This window comes from Streptomyces sp. cmx-4-9 (assembly GCF_046548835.1).
Classification (GTDB): domain Bacteria; phylum Actinomycetota; class Actinomycetes; order Streptomycetales; family Streptomycetaceae; genus Streptomyces.
In genome coordinates this window covers 215,642-233,048 of record NZ_JAEBEE010000006.1, presented here as the reverse complement: position 1 = coordinate 233,048, position 17,407 = coordinate 215,642, and the positions used below count along the sequence as shown (strand labels likewise).

13 protein-coding genes are annotated in these 17,407 nt (G+C 72.1%); 10 read left to right on the top strand and 3 right to left on the bottom strand.

What is annotated here, in order from left to right:
- Window positions 1–24: 24 nt before the first annotated feature.
- The 3 genes from ACLJTM_RS19945 to ACLJTM_RS19935 are packed head-to-tail and all read right to left on the bottom strand — an operon-like array spanning window position 25 to window position 7,785.
- Window positions 25–1,656 (bottom strand): fatty acid--CoA ligase, encoded by a 1,632-nt coding sequence (locus ACLJTM_RS19945; RefSeq protein ID WP_411105005.1) that lies wholly within the window; start codon window positions 1,654–1,656, stop codon window positions 25–27.
- On the bottom strand, window positions 1,653–7,430 hold the full coding sequence (locus ACLJTM_RS19940; protein WP_411105004.1) for an SDR family oxidoreductase: 5,778 nt from the start codon (window positions 7,428–7,430) through the stop codon (window positions 1,653–1,655). The genes ACLJTM_RS19945 and ACLJTM_RS19940 overlap by 4 nt, the downstream gene beginning before the upstream one ends.
- 31 nt (window positions 7,431–7,461) lie before the next feature.
- Window positions 7,462–7,785: an acyl carrier protein gene (locus ACLJTM_RS19935; RefSeq protein WP_411105003.1), complete on the bottom strand. Its 324-nt coding sequence runs from the start codon at window positions 7,783–7,785 to the stop codon at window positions 7,462–7,464.
- 174 nt (window positions 7,786–7,959) lie between these two features.
- On the opposite strand from ACLJTM_RS19935, the gene ACLJTM_RS19930 reads away from it, so the two are divergent.
- The 10 genes from ACLJTM_RS19930 to ACLJTM_RS19885 all read left to right on the top strand — a co-directional run bounded on the left by ACLJTM_RS19930 (window position 7,960) and on the right by ACLJTM_RS19885 (window position 17,391).
- A complete protein-coding gene (locus tag ACLJTM_RS19930; RefSeq protein ID WP_411105002.1) occupies window positions 7,960–9,594 on the top strand; it encodes an aldehyde dehydrogenase family protein in 1,635 nt (544 codons plus the stop codon).
- A 29-nt stretch (window positions 9,595–9,623) separates the two neighbouring features.
- Window positions 9,624–10,766 (top strand): acyl-CoA dehydrogenase, encoded by a 1,143-nt coding sequence (locus ACLJTM_RS19925; RefSeq protein WP_411105001.1) that lies wholly within the window; start codon window positions 9,624–9,626, stop codon window positions 10,764–10,766.
- 139 nt (window positions 10,767–10,905) lie between these two features.
- Window positions 10,906–12,192: an aspartate aminotransferase family protein gene (locus tag ACLJTM_RS19920; protein WP_411105000.1), complete on the top strand. Its 1,287-nt coding sequence runs from the start codon at window positions 10,906–10,908 to the stop codon at window positions 12,190–12,192.
- Window positions 12,193–12,194: 2 nt separating this feature from the next.
- Window positions 12,195–12,671, top strand: coding sequence for a type II toxin-antitoxin system RatA family toxin (locus ACLJTM_RS19915; RefSeq protein ID WP_411104999.1), 477 nt, complete (start codon window positions 12,195–12,197; stop codon window positions 12,669–12,671).
- A 28-nt stretch (window positions 12,672–12,699) separates the two neighbouring features.
- Window positions 12,700–13,269 carry a hypothetical protein gene (locus ACLJTM_RS19910; RefSeq protein WP_411104998.1) on the top strand — a complete coding sequence of 190 codons (570 nt, stop codon included), beginning with the start codon at window positions 12,700–12,702 and terminating at the stop codon, window positions 13,267–13,269.
- Window positions 13,266–13,817 carry a flavin reductase family protein gene (locus ACLJTM_RS19905; RefSeq protein ID WP_411104997.1) on the top strand — a complete coding sequence of 184 codons (552 nt, stop codon included), beginning with the start codon at window positions 13,266–13,268 and terminating at the stop codon, window positions 13,815–13,817. The genes ACLJTM_RS19910 and ACLJTM_RS19905 overlap by 4 nt, the downstream gene beginning before the upstream one ends.
- Complete coding sequence (locus ACLJTM_RS19900) at window positions 13,814–14,797, top strand: VlmB-like protein (RefSeq protein ID WP_411104996.1); 984 nt, start codon at window positions 13,814–13,816, stop codon at window positions 14,795–14,797. Before ACLJTM_RS19905 ends, ACLJTM_RS19900 begins: the two co-directional genes overlap by 4 nt.
- Window positions 14,794–15,816 (top strand): beta-ketoacyl-ACP synthase III, encoded by a 1,023-nt coding sequence (locus ACLJTM_RS19895; protein ID WP_411104995.1) that lies wholly within the window; start codon window positions 14,794–14,796, stop codon window positions 15,814–15,816. The genes ACLJTM_RS19900 and ACLJTM_RS19895 overlap by 4 nt, the downstream gene beginning before the upstream one ends.
- A 124-nt stretch (window positions 15,817–15,940) precedes the next feature.
- The gene (locus ACLJTM_RS19890) at window positions 15,941–16,171 is read left to right on the top strand and encodes an acyl carrier protein (RefSeq protein WP_411104994.1); all 231 of its coding nucleotides are present in this window, start codon (window positions 15,941–15,943) and stop codon (window positions 16,169–16,171) included.
- On the top strand, window positions 16,171–17,391 hold the full coding sequence (locus ACLJTM_RS19885) for a beta-ketoacyl-[acyl-carrier-protein] synthase family protein (protein ID WP_411104993.1): 1,221 nt from the start codon (window positions 16,171–16,173) through the stop codon (window positions 17,389–17,391). The genes ACLJTM_RS19890 and ACLJTM_RS19885 overlap by 1 nt, the downstream gene beginning before the upstream one ends.
- Window positions 17,392–17,407: the final 16 nt, after the last annotated feature.

Here is a 17,407-nt window from a genome sequence, read left to right as displayed (position 1 = left end):
GTACGGGGGTCCGGCCGGCGGCGGTCATGTGCCGGTCCGGGCGGGCGGGGCTGCGAGCTGTTCGCGGACCGCGCGGCGCAGCACCTTGCCCGAGGGGTTGCGGGGCAGCGATTCCACGAAGTGGTACGTGCCGGGGATCTTGTAGGTGGCGAGCCTGCCGCGCAGCGACAGGACGAGTTCGCGGGGGGTGGCGGTGGTGCCGGGCCGCAGGACGACGCAGGCGTGCACGGCCTCGCCCCAGTCGGGGTCGGGGACTCCGACGACTGCGGCGTCGGCGACCGAGGGGTGGGCGGCGAGGGCCTTCTCTATCTCGGCGGGGTAGATGTTCTGCCCGGCGACGATGATCGTGTCGTTCATGCGGTCGCAGAGGTAGAGGTAGCCGTCCTCGTCGAGGTACCCGGCGTCGCCCATGTGGAGCCACTCCCCCACCAGCGTGCGCGCGGTGGCTTCGGGGAGGTTCCAGTAGCCGAGCATGCGGGCGGGGGTGCGGATGCAGATCTGGCCGATCTCGCCGGCCGGCAGAGTCTGCCCGTCGGATCCGATGATCTTGAGCTCGTTGCCGGGGCAGGGTTTGCCGACCGAGCCGAGCAGTCCGCTGCCGGGCCGGTGGGCCTCCGGGGGCAGGCAGACCGCGACGCTGCCGGTCTCGGTGCTGGCGTATATCTGCGCGAACTCGCAGCCGAACACCCGCAGGCACTCCACCAGCAGCGTCGGCGACATGGGCGCCGCCCCGTAGGCGATCTTCCGCAGGGAGGCGAACGCCTCCGGTCCGGCTTCGCGTTCGGCCATCATCATCTGGAGCATCGCGGGGGCCGAGAAGGTGGTGGTGACCTGGTGGGCCCGGATCAGGCGGACCGCTTCCTGCGGGACGAACTGGGGCATCACCACGCTGGCGCCGCCCGCGTTGAAGAGGTGCATGAACCAGCCGATGCCCGCGATGCCGAAGCCGGGGAGCGAGATCAGACCGATGTCGTCGGGCCGCCAGTCGATCCAGTCCAGGCCCTGTTCGCGGGAGGCGTCGGGCAGGGTGAAGAAGCTCCGGTGGGCGAGGACGGCGCCCTTGGGCAGACCGGTGGTGCCGCTGGTGTAGATCTGCACCACCGCGTCGTCGGGACCGACGCCGGGGTCGAGGTCGGTGCCGGGCTGGTCGGCGTACCAGGTGGGCAGGCCGGTGCCGCGGGCCGGTTCGCCGTCGGAGTCGGTGCCGTCGATGCGGATCACGGTCCGCAGGGCGGGCAGGCCGGGCCGGACCCGGTCGACGAGGTCCCAGAACTCGTCGTCGACGAAGACCAGGGCGGCGCCGGAGTCCCGCAGGATGTGGTCCACCTCGGGGGGTGTGAGGCGCCAGTTGACGGGGACGAACACGGCCCCGGCCTTGGCCCCGGCGAGGATGGACAGGTAGTAGTTCTCGGACTCGCGGCCCAGATAGGCGACGCGGTCCCCCGGCTTGATGCCGCAGGCCCGCAGGGCGTGCGCGGCCCGGTTGCTGTCCAGGTGCAGCTTCGCGTAGGTGGTGACGCGGCCCTCGCAGATGATGGCGGGGCGGTCGGCGCGGCGGCAGGCGTGCAGCCGCGAGGAATGGGTCAGCGTCCAGGTGTCCCGGGGCCGTACGTCCCAGTCGGTGGCGCTTTCCGTGGCGAGGGTGGTGGCGGTCATGCGGGACTCCCGGTGGTGGTCGCGGCCACGGCCGGCTCGGTGGCCGGGCTGAGGCGTCCGTCCAGGAAGGCGCTGAGCCGGCGGACGGTCGGGTGGTCGAAGGTGAGCGAGGCGGGCAGGGCCAGCTGGAACGACTTCTCCAGGCGTGCCTTGACGGTCTGGGCCATCAGCGAGTCCAGTCCCATCGCGACGAACTCGGTGTGCGGGGAGAGTTCGTCGTCGGCCTCCAACTGCAGGACACCGGCGACCAGTTCGCGGACCGCCGCGGTGATCTTCTCCAGACGTTCCCCGGCGGGCAGGGCGATCAGGGACCGCAGCTCGGCTCCGCCGTCCTGGGCTCCGTCGTCACCGGGCCGGGCCAGGCGGTCGTAGAAGGCGTCGCCGACGGCGTTGCCCGCCACGTAGCGGGGCCAGGCGAACTCGCCGACCACCCGCTGGCTGCGGGGGCCGTGCCAGAGCCGGGCGAGGGTGTCCAGGGCGCGGGTGGGCGAGAAGAAGCGGACGCCGCTGTTCTCGATCTCCTTGCTGAGCTGCTCCTCCAGCCGGGCCGACATGCCCACCCTGGCCCAGGCCCCCCAGTTGACCGAGAGACCCGGCAGGCCCTGGCGGCCGCGCCATTCGGCGAGGGCGTCGAGACCGGCATTGGCGGCGGCGTAGTGGCCCTGGGTGGCGCCGCCCAGGACGGAGGCGATGGAGGAGTAGGTGACGAAGAAGTCGAGTTCCGGCAGGGACGCCTGGGCCAGCTCGTGCAGCAGCCAGCCGCCGTACGCCTTCGCGGAGAGCTGGGAGTCGATGGATTCCCAGGTCAGCTCGGCGATCAGCTTCTTGTCGAAGGAGCCGGCCGCGTGCACGACACCGCCCACCGGGTGGGGTCCGGCGGCCAGTTCGGCGCCCAGCCGGCGGACGTCGGCGGGGTCGGCGACGTCCGCGGCCAAGATGCGTACCTCGGCGCGCCCGGCGAGGTCGGCCAGGATGCCGGCGGCTTCGTCGCCGGCCTTGCCCGAGCGGCTGACCAGGGTCAGGTGCCGGGCGCCGAGGGTGACGAGCTTGGCGGCGGTGACCAGGCCGAGGCCGCCGAGACCGCCGGTGATGAGGTAGGTGCGGTCGGGGCGGATCTCGCCCCCGGTGGTGTCCGCGGCCCGGACTCCGGCCGGGGCCTGGGGCCGGGGGGCTTCGGACAGGTCGACCCAGACCTTCGCGGAGGGGGTGGTGGCGGCGGTGCGCAGCGCCTCGCCGGTCTCCTCCAGGGCGAAGCGGACGTCGGCGGTGTGCCGGGGGCCGGCCGGTCCGGTGGTGACGGCGGTGGCCGGGACGGTCAGGGTGGAGCGGAAGGTCCCGTCGTGGCGGACGGTCACCTCTTCGCCGACGTGGTGGCCGGAGCGGGCTCCGGCGGCCACGACGGTGCCGGAGGCGAGCGAGCCGAGGACCGGCGCCGTCTCTTCGCGGTCCAGGTAGCCGGAGTCGAGGGCGGTCCGGGCGTCCTGGGGGGTCAGGGCGACGGAGCTGACGCGGACCTGGACCTCCTTGGGGCCGGGGGCGCGGTCGTCGGCGGGGGCCAGGGCCAGCTCGGAGAGGTCGCCGGTGCCGGGCGCCCGGAGTTCGAAGCCGCCGTTCCAGGTCTGGGAGGCGTCGCCGGCCAGCAGGCGGCGTACGTGGCGCCGGCCGCCGCGGTAGGCGATCTGGTACTCGCCGGGTGTCTGGGCCAGCCACTCGCCGGGCAGCGCCGCGGTGTCGCCGTCGTCGCCCAGGTCCACGAGGGTGGCCTTGTACTGCGGGTACTCGGTGAGCAGGACCCGGCCGAAGCCCCAGAGGGTGGCGGCGGCGAGGTGGGAGCCGTCTCCGGGGCGGTCGCCGGGGAGCGGCTGGGCGGCCCGGGTGACCAGCCACAGCCGTGGCGGGCGGCGCAGGGCCGCGGCGTCGAGGAGGGTGACCAGTTCGAGGAGTTCGCGGTAGTTCCGCTCGGATTCGGTGCGCAGCCGGTCCACGGACATGGCGCCTTCGACGGGCTGCCAGAACCAGCTGATGTCGGTGACGGTGGGGTCTTCGAGGGCCGCCTTGAGGTCGGTGAGGGCGGCGAGGCGGGTCACCTTGGGCGGGACGGGGCCGATGGTGGCGGCGGCGCCGGCGAGGGATGCGCCGCGGCGGCCGTCGGCGTCGAGGACGAGGACGTGGCGCGCTCCGGCGGCGGGGGTGCCGCCGAGGCTGCGGCGGACCCAGGCGGGCCGGTGCAGGAACTGGCCGTTGCCCTGGGCGCCGAGCGGGCGGGCGAGGCGGACGCCGAGGAGTTCGGCGACGGGGCGGCCGTCCTCCAGGAGGAGGACGTCGGCCAGCCGGCGGTGCTGGCTCCCGGTGACCTTGGCGACGACATGGAGCCGTTCGCCGCGCGGCTTGCGGTGGTGCCGGACGGTGGCGATCTCCTGCGGGACGAACACCGGGCCCTCGGGATCGAGGGCGACGGCGGCCTGGACGGCGGCTTCGAGGAGTTCCGCGGGAAGGTGTTCGACGGCGGTGGCGTTGCGCCCGGTGAGTTCGGCGGTGATCAGGCCGTCGTGGTGGCGGGCGGCGCTGCGCAGCAGCCGCATGCGTGGGCCGTGCGGGCGGCCGACGGAGGCGAGGTCGGTGTAGATGTCCTCCTGGTCGATCACCTGCTCGGCGGGGCCGGTGGGGGTGGCCGCCGCCTCGGCGAGGGCGCCGGGGCGGGTGTCGGCCTCGGGGTGGGCGCCGATGCGCGCGGTGGCGTGCAGGTGTTCCTCGCCGCCCGCCAGGGTGACGATCTGGACCTCGGCGCTGTCGCCGCGCGGCAGCAGCCGGGTGGTCAGCGCGATCTCGGTGTCGTCCGCCAGGACCAGCGGTTCGTGGAACCGGAGGTCGGTGACGGCGGCGCGCGTGTGGCCGTGGACGGCGTCCTGGAGGGCGAGCAGCAGGTCGACGTAGGCGCCCGCGGGCAGTACGGGCTGTTCGGCGCCGTTGAGGTCGGCGAGGGCGCCGAGTTCGGCCGGGACGAAGGTGGCGTGGAACTCGCGTACCCCGGTGGCGAAGCGGACCTCGTCGGCGGCGCCGAGCAGCGGGTGGCGGGCCGGGCCGCCGGCGGTGGCGCGCCGGGGGGTGACGGAGGGCAGCCAGTACCGCTTGCGCTGGAAGGCGTAGGTCGGCAGGTCGATGCGGGCGGGTGCCTCGGCGTCGGCGTGGAAGCCGGTCCAGGAGACCGTCAGGCCGGCGGCGTAGTACTCGGACAGCGCGCGCAGGGTCGCGTCGCCTGCCGGGTCCTTGCGGCGCAGGCTGGTGAGCCACAGGTGGTCGTCGGCGTCGACGCAGCGGCGGGCGAGGGCGGTCAGCGCGCTGGAGGGGCCGATCTCGATGAGGGCGTGCCGGCCGCGCTGGGCGAGGGTGCGGATCCCGGCGAGGAAGCGGACGGGTTCGCCGATGTGGCGGACCCAGTAGCCGGGGTCGGCGATCTCCTTGTAGCGGGCGAGTCTGCCGGTGACGTTGGAGATCAGGCTGATCTTCGGTTCGCGGAAGGTGATGGCGCCGATGGCGTCGGCGAAGGCCTCGTACACCTCGGCCATCAGCGGGGAGTGGAAGGCGTGTGAGACGGCCAGCGGGTCCACCCGGACGTTCTGGGCGCGCAGCTGTTCGCCGACCTCGGCGAGCGGGGCGGTGGCGCCGGAGATGACGCACTGGTCGGGGGCGTTGACGGCGGCCAGGGCGAGGTCCGGGTGTCCGGCGAGCAGGGGTTCGACCCGTTCGGCGGGGGCGGCGACGGCGGACATGCCGCCGGCGGTGGTGACGGCCTGCATCAGGCGGGCGCGGGCGGCGACCAGCCGTACGGCGTCGGGCAGGTCGAAGAGGCCCGCGACGGCGGCGGCGACGACCTCGCCGATGCTGTGGCCGATCAGGGCGTTGGGCTTGACGCCCCAGGACATCCACAGTCCGGCCAGGGCGTATTCGAGGGTGAACAGCGCGGGCTGGGTGAACTCGGTGCGGTCGATGTCCTCGGGCCGCTCGGCGGTGCCCAGCAGCAGTTCGCGGACGGAGCGGCCGAGGTGGGCGGCGAACAGCTCGTCGCAGGCGTCGACGTGCTCGCGGAAGACGGGGAAGCGGGCGTACAGGGCGGCGCCCATGCCGGCGTACTGGGAGCCCTGGCCGCTGAACATGAAGGCGGTCTTGCGGATGCCGGCGGGGCCCTCGTGTCCGTCGGCGGTGGCCCGGTCCAGCAGGCGTTCCACCGAGGCGCGGTCGGTGACCGGGCCGGCGACGCGGTACGGGTGGTGGGTGCGGGCGACGTTGCCGGTGTAGGCGAGGGACGCCAGGTCGGTGTCGGGCCGGTCGGCCAGGAAGGACCGGTGGTTCTCGGCCTGGGCGCGCAGCGCGGCGGCGGTCTTGCCGGAGAGGGTGAACAGGGCGGTGGCGCCGGCCGGGGTGCGCGGGGCGTCGGCGGCCGGGGTGGCCGGGGGCTGTTCCAGGACGACGGCGCCGATGGTGCCGGCGAAGCCGAAGCTGTTGACGACGGCGCGGCGCACCTCGGCCTGCCAGGGCTCGCAGGCGGTGGGGATCCGCACCGGGTAGAGGTCCCAGGGGATCCGCCCGGAGGGCCGGGTCAGGTTCAGGTGGGGGTAGATCGTGCCGGACCGGATCTGGGCGACGGCCTTGATGACGCCGACGATGCCGGACGCGGGCTCCATGTGGCCGAGGTTGGTCTTGGCCGAGGCGACCAGGACCGGCCTGTCCTTGGTGTGGGAGTCGGCGAACACGTCGCCGATGGCGCCGAACTCGATGGGGTCGCCGAGCGGGGTGCCGGTGCCGTGGGCCTCGACGTACTGGATGTCGGCGGGCTCCAGGCGGGCGGCGGCCAGGGCGGTGCGGATGGTCTTCTCCTGCGCGGGACCGTTGGGGACGGTCAGGCCGGCGCTGTCACCGTCCTGGCCGACGGCGGTGCCGCGGACCAGGGCGAGGACCCGGTCGCCGTCGCGGACGGCGTCGGAGAGGCGTTTGAGGACGACGACTCCGCAGCCCTCGGCGCGCGCGTAGCCGTCGGCGGACTCGTCGAAGGTCTTGCACTGGCCGTCGGGGGCGAGCATCTGGGCGTTGGAGAACATCACCGGGATGCGGGGGTGGTGGAGGGCGTTGACGCCGCCGCAGAGTGCGAGGTCGGTCTCGCCGCCGCGCAGGGCCTGGACGGCGAGGTGCAGGGCGACGAGGGAGGAGGAGCAGGCGGTGTCGATGCTCATGCTCGGCCCGCGCCAGCCGAGGAAGTAGGAGAGGCGGCCGGCCAGCGGGAACATGGTGATGCCGCTGGCGAGGCTGCCGTCGAGTTCCTCGTACGGCAGGGAGTCCAGTTCCAGGGCGTAGTCGATGGAGCTGGCGCCGATGTAGACGGAGCCGTTGCCGCGGCGCAGCGGGGTCGGGTCGATGTTGGCGTGTTCCAGTGCCTGCCAGGCCGTTTCCAGCAGCATCCGCTGCTGGGGGTCCATGTACTGGGCTTCCTTGGGCGAGATGTTGAAGAACGAGGCGTCGAAGCCGTCGATCCGGTCGAGGAAACCGCCGCCGGTGGTGTGGATCTTGCCTCGGTCCCCGGGGTTTTCGGGGGTGAACTCGTCGACGTTCCAGCGGTCCCGGGGAAGGGGACCGATACCGGACCGGCCGTCGCGCAGGAACGCGTCGAACTCGTCGAACGAGTTGCTGCCGCCGGGGAACCTCAGTCCGATGCCGACGATGGCTATCGGTTCGGGTGCCCCGCCTGCGGGGTGCTCCCCAGGTGTATCCGTGTGCGGCATCCGCCGTCTCCTTGTCCGGGTGATCCAGGTGTCAGTGCTCGGCGGATGCCACTGCGGTGCGGTGGGAGAGGCCGGCGACCAGGTGATCGACGAGCTCGGCGATCGTGGGCGTGTTGAACAGCACGTTCGCGTTGATCGGCACGTCGAGGAGGCTTTCGAGCTGCTTGCGTATCCGGCTCAGCCCGAGGGAGGTGAGGCCGAGGTCGAAGTAGCTCCGGTCGAACGGGACCTCCTCGGTCTCGTCCATGATCAGGGCTGTGCGGAAGACGCCGAGGACGATCTGTTCGACCTCCTCGAAAAGCTCCGTTTCGGGCAGGTCCCGCAAGCGCTCGGCAGTGAACTCGGGTGAGGGCATGAAACCCATCGAAGCGTTCGGGTCTGACGCACCACTGACGCCGGGGTCCGCGGGGGCCGCCGGGCGGCGGCGGTCAGTCGGGCGTCAGCAACGGGTCAGACGCCCCTGTGAGGCTCGGGGCCACTTCCGAAGGCACGCACCCGACCCCTCGCACACCACCCGGAAAGGCTGACGATGCTTAGCGGCGCTACTCAGGAGGAAGGTGCCCCCGCATCTTCCGGATTCAAGAGTTACGACCTTTACATCGCGGGCAAAGACGTGGCCGGTGACGGTTGGGTCTATACCGTCAGCGGACGCGCTCTGCTGGAGGATGTCTTCACGGCCGTCACTCTCAAACGGCAACTCGAACAGGACCCCGACTCGGACGCGGCCAACCACCCGTATGTGGTGGGGCGTTGCGCCATCGCGGCCGACTCCGACATCGACCTGGCCTCACAAGCCGCCGCCGCGGCGGCGTCCGCCTGGGCGGCGGTGCCGCTGGAGCGGCGGATGACGCTGGGCACCCGGTTCCGCGAGGAGCTGATCAAGAACGAGGACAAGTTCCTGGAGATGCTGGTCGCCGAGTCGCACCCGGTCAAGCTGGCCCGGTGGGAACTCAGCTGCCTGCTCCAGATCTACTCGCCGGGCAGCCTGCGCTGGTACCAGAAGCAGATGTGGGTGGAGAAGGAGTACGGCGGCCGGCGGCTGATCCTGCACCGCCAGCCGGACGGCGTGGTCGCCTTCAACCCGCCGCAGAACGCCCCGCTGCCCAGCGCCGCCCTCGCGGTGCTCGCGCTGATGGCCGGCAACGCCGTCGTCGTGCGCGCCCCGCGCTCCATCGCGCTCAGCACGATGTGGCTGCTGCGTGACATCGTCGGTCCGATCCTGGACGAGATGGGCGCGCCCCCCGGTGTCCTGAACGCGGTGTGCAGCAACCCGAAGCAGACGATGGACCGCTGGGTCGCCGACCCGGCGATCAATGACATCTTCTACATCGGCGGCAGCCAGGAGGGCCTGCGCTTCGAGCAGCAGTGCGTCGCCAACGGCAAGAAGCCGATCCTGGAGCTCGCCGGCAACGACGGCATCGTGGTGTGGAAGGACGCGGACATCCCGTACGCGGCCCAGGCCATCACGGAGTCCTTCTACGGCTCCGGTCAGATCTGCATGGTGCCCAACTACGTGCTGGTCCACCCGGACGTCGCCGAGGAACTGATCGCCGAGGTGAAGGAGCAGGTCAAGACGGTCCGCCCCGGGTTCCCCGAGGAGGAGGACGTCCTGCTCTCCCCGGTCCGCCGCAGCGAGCGCTTCTTCCGCCTGCTCGACCAGGCCCTGGAGAACGGGGCCGAGCTCGTCACCGGCGGCCACCGCACCGAGGTGGACGGCACCGTGTCCGACACCGGGGTGTTCCTCCAGCCGACCGTCGTCCGGATCGAGGGCCTCAACGGGGCCCGCACCTTCGACGTGGTCCGTGAGGAAACGTTCTTCCCGCTGATCCCGGTCCTGGTCGCGGAACGCGTCGAGGACGACGACGAACTGCTGGAGACCTTCCTGCAGTTCCTCAACACCAATGACTACGGGCTGCGCAACTCCCTGTGGTCCCGGTCCGACCAGGTCATCGAGACCTTCGTGCGACGGCTGGTCAACGGCGGTCTGCTGAAGGTCAACGACTCGCACATCGGCTTCCTGCCGTACCTGCCCAGCCACGGTGGCACCGGCCGCACCGGCGGCGCCTTCGGCGAGGCCAACTACCCCATGCTCAAGACGTCGCACGTGCAGGGCATCAGCATCGCCCACGACGTCAGTCCTTACGAAGCCGTCTTCGGCAGCTGATCCCCCAGTCCCCCAACCGGAGGTCCTTCGTGCGTTCCCTCGATGCCGCCCGAACCGTCTGTGAACGTTTCCATCCCGGCCTGCTCAAGGAGCTGGACACCATCCCGTACGCGGTGCGGGAGGCGCCGGGCAGCCCCGTGATCGACCTGTTCCGCATCCACGGCGGAGTGGGCCTGCTCGTCCCCGAGACCTTCGGTGGTCACGGGGCCGGCGCGCTGGAGGCCGTGCAGGTGCAGCTCGCGCTCGGCGCCGTCTCCCCCTCGCTGGTCGCCGCCGTGTCCATGCACCACTTCACCGCCGGCATGCTCTACGCCCTGGACTCCAAGGACGGCCGGCTCACCCCCGAACAGGTGGACCTGCTCCACCGGATCGTCCCGGAGCAGCAGGTCATGGCCTCCGGCTGGGCCGAGGGCAAGACCGCCCAGAACATCCTGATGCCCTCGGTGACGGCCCGTCCGGTCACCGGCGGCTACCTGCTGTCGGGCTCGAAGAAGCCGTGCAGCCTCGCCTCCTCGATGAGCCTGCTCACCGCGTCCGTGGCCATCCACGGCGAGGACGGCACGGAACCCGAACTGGCGCTGGCGCTGGTGCCGGCCGACTCCCCGGGCATCTCCGTCCACCCGTTCTGGGGCAGTGACCTGCTGGCGGGCGCGGAGAGTGAGGAGGTGCGGCTGCAGGACGTGTTCGTCCCCAGGGAAATGGTGGTACGGGCCGGCGCGGACGACCCGCACCGGCTCGACGACCTCCAGACCACCGGCTTCATCTGGTTCGAGCTGCTGATCAGCACGGGCTACGCGGGCGGCGCCGCGGCGCTGGTCGAGCTGGTCCTGGACCGTGAGCGGGGCAGCGTCCAGGAACGGGCCGATCTCCTGGTCGACATGGAGGCGGCGCTGGCCCTGCTGGAGGGCGCCGCCCGGGCGATCGCCTCCGAGCCCGGCGACGAGGCGTCGGTGAACCGGGTGCTCGTCGCCCGCTACGCCGTGCAGAAGGCGCTGCCCGACATCTCGGCGCGCGCGCTGGAACTGCTGGGCGGCATGGACTTCATCCAGGGCTCCGACCACGCCCGGGCGGCCGCTGCCGTACGGGCCCTCGCCTTCCACCCACCGGGCCGCGGCGCCGCCGCCGAGCCACTGCTGCGCTACGCCGCCGGGGACGCCCTCGTCCTGGCCTGACCCGAGTCCGCCCGGCGCCGCCGCGCCACGCCGTCCCTCCGGCCGTACGCCGGGTACCGGGCCCGTCCGTGCAACGGGCCCGCCCGGTGCGGGTGCCGGCGCCGGGCCATGACCACATCTCCCTGGGAGTGAGTAGAACGTGACCGTCATACAGGAATCCGTCGCCGCGCTGGAAGAAGCCGAGATCCTCGGGCTGTACCGGTCCCACCTGAGCAAGGGCCGGGCCACCCTCGCCGAGCTGTTCGGCAGTCACATGGAGGTCGCCTCCGAGGGCGCCTGGCTCACCACGAGCGACGGAGAACGCTTCCTCAACGCGGGCGGCTACGGCGTCTTCATCATGGGCGCCCGCCACCCGATCGTCATGGAGGAGGTGGAGCGCCAGCTGCGCACCCACCCGACCTCCACCCGCATCCTGCTGGAGCCGACGGTGGCCCGCGCCGCCGAGGCCCTGGTGGCCGTCATGCCGCCCGGGCTGGACCGGGTCCACTTCGCGCTGTCGGGCGCCGAGGCGGTCGAGACCGGTCTGAAGCTGGCCCGGGCCGGCGGCTTCAGCCGTACGGTGTCGATGGAGCGCGGCTACCACGGCAAGACCCTGGGCGCCCTGTCCGCCACCGCCAAGGAGGTCTACCAGCGGCCGTTCCGTCCGCTGGTGCCCGGCTTCCACCACCTGCCCTTCGACGACCTGGACGCCCTGGAGGCGGAACTCTCCGCGCACCCCGGCGACGTCTGCGTGATCCTGGAGCCCGTCCAGGGCGAGGGCGGAGTGATCATCCCGCAGAAGGGCTACCTCAAGCGGGTCGAGGAGCTGGTGCGCGAGTACGACGGCTTCCTGATCCTCGACGAGGTGCAGTCCGGTTTCGGCCGGCTCGGCGAGTGGTGGGGCGCGGACGTCGAGGGGGTCACCCCGGACGTCCTGCTCACCGGCAAGGCCCTCGGCGGCGGTGTGATGCCGGTTTCGGCGGCCGTCGCGACCCGCAAGGCCTTCCGGCCGTTCGACAAGGACCCCTACGTCCACACCTCCACCTTCTCCGGTCAGCCGGTGCTGATGGCGGCCGTGCAGGGCGCCGTCCGCGCCATGACGGAGGAGCGCCTGGTCACCCGGTCGATGGACCTGGGTGCGCGGCTGCTCCCGCGGATCGCCGAGATCGCCCACCGCAACATCCCCGATCTGGTCGTGGACGTCCGCGGCCAGGGCCTGCTGATCGGCGTGGAGCTGACCGAGGGCGGCCTGGCCGGGGAGTTGCTGATCGAACTGTTCAACCACGGGGTGGTCGCGAACCACTCCATGAACGGCAGCTCGGTGGTGCGGTTCACCCCGCCCGCCATCCTGACCGACACCGATGTGGAGTTCCTCCTGAACTCCTTCGACCTCGCCACCCGCGACCTCGTGCGCGGTGCGGCCACCATGCCGAAAGGCGGCAACTGATCATGCGGCACGTTGAACTGGAAGCCCTGGTACCCGCGCAGCAGGCCTCCGCGGTCCTGGACGCCGTACGCCAGTGGGAGCGCTTCCCCGAGCTGGCCCCGCACGTGAACGCGACGACCGTGCACGAGGACCGCAGAAGTTCCAGCTGGGAGCTCCACTTCCGCAGCGGTCTGCTGCGGTGGACCGAGGACGACGAGATACTCCCGGAGCAGGGCGAGATCCGCTTCGCGCAGAGCGACGGCGACTTCGACTCCTTCACCGGGTCCTGGAAGTTCCGCCAGGAGGGGGCCGACGTCGCGGTCCGCTTCGACGGCGACTTCGACTTCGGCATCCCGAGCCTCGAAGGCATCCTCGACCCGATCGCGGAGCGGGTGATCCGCGAGACCGTCGCCTGGTCTCTCACCGGCCTGTTCCCGGACACCCGCCTGGTGGGCGACGTCGAACTCACCACCCCGTCCGCCGTCGTCAGCGCTGCCTGAATCCCCCCTCACCCCCCAGGAGCCGACCATGGACCAGGCCAACCCCTTCGAGACCCCACGCACGTTCGCCCTGCACCGGACCGAGTACCTGGTGGCCTTCGCCGTCACCACCGGGCTGCTGATCGCCCACTGGGACGAGATCCGCTGGCTCCCGGCCATCGGGCTGTTCTTCTACATCGACCTGATCGGCTACCTGCCGGGTGCCGTGGCCTTCAAACGGGCGGGCGGCAAGCCGATCTCGAAGGGCTACTACGTCGCCTACAACGTGATGCACAGCCTGATCACGCAGGCCGCGGTGGCCGCGCTGTGGTGCTGGACGATCGGGCCGGAGTGGGCGCTGCTGGTGCTGCCCTTCCACCTGTTCGGTGACCGCGCCCTGTTCGGCAACTTCATGAAGTCCTTCGCGCTGCCCTTCGAGCCGGTGCGGCAGGGCGGCTACCTGAGGCTGCTGGACGACCTGGGCGTCACGCACCCCAAGCCGGTCGGGCACGCCCAGGACCCGGTGCCGGTGGGGCACCTCGGCCCGAAGGCCGTCGCCACCCCGCGGGTCGAGGAGCCGGCGGCCGGAGTGAGGGTTCCGCAGGAGGCGACCCGATGAGCGTCTCGACCGTACGCCGGCCGGTGCGGCAGGAGCCCCAGGAGCGCCGCCGGGCCCTGTACCACCTGGCTTCGCCGGTGTCGGTGCTCACGGTCGACAACGGCGGCCGGCTGCACGGCACCACGGCCAGCACGGTCACCCTGGTGTCCCGGGAACCGCTGCTGGTGGGAGTGGTCCTGCGGGCCGGTTCCTCCTTCGGGGCCCTGGCGGTGGCCGAGGGACGGTTCGTGATCAACGTGCTCGACGCGGGCCAGGCGGGGCTGGCGCGGTGGTTCGCCGACAGCCGCCGGCCCGACGGCGGCGCCCAGTTCGACGGTGTGCCGTGGACGCCGGACCCGTACGCGAAGGCCCCGCTGCTCGACGGCGCGATGGCGCACTACAGCTGCCGGTTCCACTCCCGGCATCCGGCGGGCGACGGTGAGCTGCTGCTCGGGTACGTCGTACGCGCCGCCGCCCAGGCCGGCCCGCCGCTGTTCAGCTACACCGGGGGCCTGTTCTCCGGCGCCCTGTTCCCGGCCACACCCACGAAGGAGACGACCGCGTCATGACCAGCTCTGTAGCACCCGAGGCCGACTGGGACCTGGCTCCCGGCCTGCTCGACGGCGCGAAGGAACTCACCCTCGGCCCGGAGGAGTGCGACCTGGCCTACTGGTTCACCTCCGTGGCGCAGGGCACCCTGCGCGACCGGGGCGAGACGGGCCACCACAAGGACGCCGTGGTGCCGGACTTCCTGAAGGAGCCCGGTCCGCTGCGGGAGGCGCTGATCCTGGAGTTCGGCTTCCGCGGCCTGTCCGAGGAGATCGCGACCCGGCTGCTCGCCCCGTACGTGGCGATCGCACCCGGCGTACCCGAACTGGAGTTCTACGCGACGCAGCTGATCGACGAGGCCCGGCACGCCCGGGTCTTCCGCAACCACCTGGTCGAGCTGGGCATGCCCGCCAAGACCCTGCTGCGCGACATCGACGAGATGGCCGCGGACTACCGGACGCGCGTGCTGGACCCGGTCGTGGACTTCACCCTCGACATCGTCCGCGACCAGGGCGACTTCCCCGGCGGGGTGGCGGTGTTCGCCATCGTCATCGAGGGCGTGCTCGCCCCGGCGGCAGAGCTGAGCGAGCGCAAGTGGACCCCGCTGTCCCCCGCCACCGGGGAGATCTCGCGGGGCACCGCCATCGACGAGATCCGGCACCTCACCGTGGCCAGCACGATCCTGAAGAACCACATCGAGGCCAATCCCGGCTACCGGCCGCGGCTGATGGAGATCCTGCGCTCCGGGGTGGAGCTGTGGGACTCGATCCCGGACCGGGAGTTCGTCATCCACCGCGAGGAGCTGTTCCAGAAGGGGATGGCCGAGCACGCGGACAAGATCGGCGACTACGAGATCTGGCCGGGCGTGCGGATGCTCGACACCACTCCCGATCAGCGCTACGACATGGCCGAGCAGTGGACCGACGAGATGGCCGAGTCCCGGATGGCCTACATGGGCCTGCCCGTCGAGGTGCTGAGCAGTCGGGACAGCACCGCGTGAACGGGTCCGCCGTGCCGCCCGGCCGGGCGGCGGTGATCACCGGCATCGGGTCGTACCTGCCGCCGGACGTGGTCACCAATGACGACCTGGCACTGCGGCTGGACACCTCCGACGCCTGGATCCGCACCCGCACGGGCATCGGCCGGCGGCACGTGGTCTCCCCCGGGACCGCGACCTCGGACCTCGCGGTCGAGGCGGGCGCCCGGGCCCTGGAGTCGGCGGGCTGGGACCGGGTCGACGCGGTGGTCCTGGCCACCACCACCCCCGACCAGCCCACTCCGGCCACCGCCCCGCAGGTGGCGTCCCGGCTGGGGCTGGGCACCGTGGCCGCGTTCGACGTCTCGGCGGTGTGCACCGGCTTCCTGTACGGGCTGGCCACGGCCTCCGGGCTGATCGCCTCCGGTGCGGCCGAGCAGGTCCTGCTGGTCACGGCCGACGCGTTCACCACCATCATCGACCCGGAGGACCGCGGCACCGCCGTGATCTTCGGGGACGGGGCCGGCGCGGTGGCCCTGCGCGCCGGTGACGCGGACGAGCCGGGCGCGGTCGGCCCGCTGGTCCTGGGCAGCGACGGCTCGCTGAGCCATCTCATCGAGGTACCGGGCGGCGGTTCCCGGCAGCGTTCCTCGGGCAAGCCCGTGGACCCGGGCGACCAGTTCTTCAAGATGCTCGGCCGCGAGACGTACCGGCACGCCGTGGAACACATGACGGACGCGTCGCGGACGGCGGTCGGCCGGGCCGGCCTGGAGATCTCCGACATCGACCGGCTGGTCGCCCACCAGGCGAACGCGCGGATCCTCGAAGCGGTCGCCGACCGCCTGGAGATCCCCGCCGGGGCGCGGCTGAGCAACATCGAGCAGGTCGGCAACACCGGTGGGGCCTCGATCCCGCTGCTGCTCGCCCAGGCCACCGCGGACGGCCGGCTCGCGGCCGGTCACCGGGTGCTGCTCACCGCCTTCGGCGGCGGGCTGTCCTGGGGCGCGGCGACCCTGGTCTGGCCCGAACTCCGCTCCGTCTGAACACCCCTGCCCCGCTGCTGCGCAGCAGGCCCCCCACACGTACGACGCACCACGTACGACGCACCAGGTGCGACGCACGACCCGTCACACCACCCGTCAGCATCATTCGACCTAAGGAAGCGCCATGCTGGAGATGCTCAGGGAAATCCTGTCCAACAAGCTGAAGGTCTCTCCGGACGCCATCACCCCGGAGGCCACCCGCGAGGACATCGAGCTGGACTCGCTCGCCGTGGTCGAGCTGTCGCTGCTGCTCGAATCCGAACTGGGCCTGGAGATAAGCGACGACGAGCTCCTGGAAGCCGAGACGGTGGCCGACATGGTCCGCCTCATGGAGGAGCGGAGCGCGAGGGTCTGATGGCCGGTTCGGACATCGCGGTCACCGGGCTGGGCCTGGTCACCCCGGGCGGTGTCGGCGTCGGGCCCAGCTGGGACGCCGTGTGCGGCGGCCGTTCGGCCGCCGCACACGACCCCCTGCTGGCCGACAACCAGGTACGGATCTCCTGCCGGGTGCCGGACTTCGACGCCGAGGAACTGCTCACTCCCCGAAAAGCCCTCCGACTGGACCGTTTCGTTCAGTTCGCCCTGGTCGCCGCGCGCGAGGCAATCGCCGACGCGGGCCTCGATCCCACGACGTGGGACGGAGCCCGGGTCGGGGTGGTGCTCGGGTGCGCCGACGGGGGCCCCGGAACGGTCGAAGCGCAACACCACGTCCTGCGCGACAGGGGCGCCGCCCGGGTCTCGCCGCTGCTGCTGCCCATGCAGCTGCCGAACATGCTGGCCGGTCAGACGGCCATCGAGTTCGGTGCCCAAGGACCCAACCTGGTGGTCGCCACGGCCTGCGCCTCGGGTGCCACCGCCATCGGTGTCGCACGGGACCTGCTCCTCCTGGGCCGCTGCGACATCGTGCTCGCCGGCGGCGCCGAAGCCATGATCACCCCCTTGGTCATGGCCGGTTTCGCGCAGATGGGCGCCCTGTCCAGACGCGAGGACGATCCGGCCGGCGCCTCCCGCCCCTTCGACGCGGACCGGGACGGGTTCGTCGCCGGGGAGGGGGCCGGCATCGTCGTACTGGAGCGGCTCGCCGACGCCCGGGCCCGTGGTGCACACGTCCACGGGCGCATCGTGGGTTACGGCTCCACCGCGGACGCCCACCACATCACCTCTCCGCACCCGGGCGCCCTCGGTATCGAGGCCGCCGCCCGGGCGGCCCTGGCCGACGCGGGGGCCGCTCCCGGCGACGTCGGGCACGTCAACGCGCACGGCACCTCGACCCCGCTCAACGACCTGGCCGAGGCCCGGATGCTGGAGCGAACCCTGACCGGTTCGCCCCTCGTCACCTCGACCAAGGGCGTGACGGGGCACATGCTGGGCGCGGCCGGAGCGGTCGAGGCGGTGTTCACCCTGCTCAGCATCGAGCACGGGCTGGTGCCGCCGACGGCCAACCTCACCACACCGGATCCGCGGATCGCCGTGAAACTGGCGTTCACCCCCACCTACATGTCCTTTGATCTCGCCCTCAGCAATTCCCTGGGCTTCGGCGGGCAGAACTCCGTCCTCGCCATCGCCCGGGCCTGAGCCCCCCTTCGGGGCC

Excerpts from the sequence above, each read along its gene's own strand:
- ACLJTM_RS19945 (WP_411105005.1), bottom strand. The coding sequence starts at position 1,656 with ATGACCGCCACCACCCTCGCCACGGAAAGCGCCACCGACTGGGACGTA.
- ACLJTM_RS19940 (WP_411105004.1), bottom strand. The coding sequence starts at position 7,430 with ATGCCGCACACGGATACACCTGGGGAGCACCCCGCAGGCGGGGCACCC.
- ACLJTM_RS19935 (WP_411105003.1), bottom strand. The coding sequence starts at position 7,785 with ATGCCCTCACCCGAGTTCACTGCCGAGCGCTTGCGGGACCTGCCCGAA.
- ACLJTM_RS19930 (WP_411105002.1), top strand. The coding sequence starts at position 7,960 with ATGCTTAGCGGCGCTACTCAGGAGGAAGGTGCCCCCGCATCTTCCGGA.
- ACLJTM_RS19915 (WP_411104999.1), top strand. The coding sequence starts at position 12,195 with ATGCGGCACGTTGAACTGGAAGCCCTGGTACCCGCGCAGCAGGCCTCC.
- ACLJTM_RS19910 (WP_411104998.1), top strand. The coding sequence starts at position 12,700 with ATGGACCAGGCCAACCCCTTCGAGACCCCACGCACGTTCGCCCTGCAC.
- ACLJTM_RS19905 (WP_411104997.1), top strand. The coding sequence starts at position 13,266 with ATGAGCGTCTCGACCGTACGCCGGCCGGTGCGGCAGGAGCCCCAGGAG.
- ACLJTM_RS19900 (WP_411104996.1), top strand. The coding sequence starts at position 13,814 with ATGACCAGCTCTGTAGCACCCGAGGCCGACTGGGACCTGGCTCCCGGC.
- ACLJTM_RS19890 (WP_411104994.1), top strand. The coding sequence starts at position 15,941 with ATGCTGGAGATGCTCAGGGAAATCCTGTCCAACAAGCTGAAGGTCTCT.
- ACLJTM_RS19885 (WP_411104993.1), top strand. The coding sequence starts at position 16,171 with ATGGCCGGTTCGGACATCGCGGTCACCGGGCTGGGCCTGGTCACCCCG.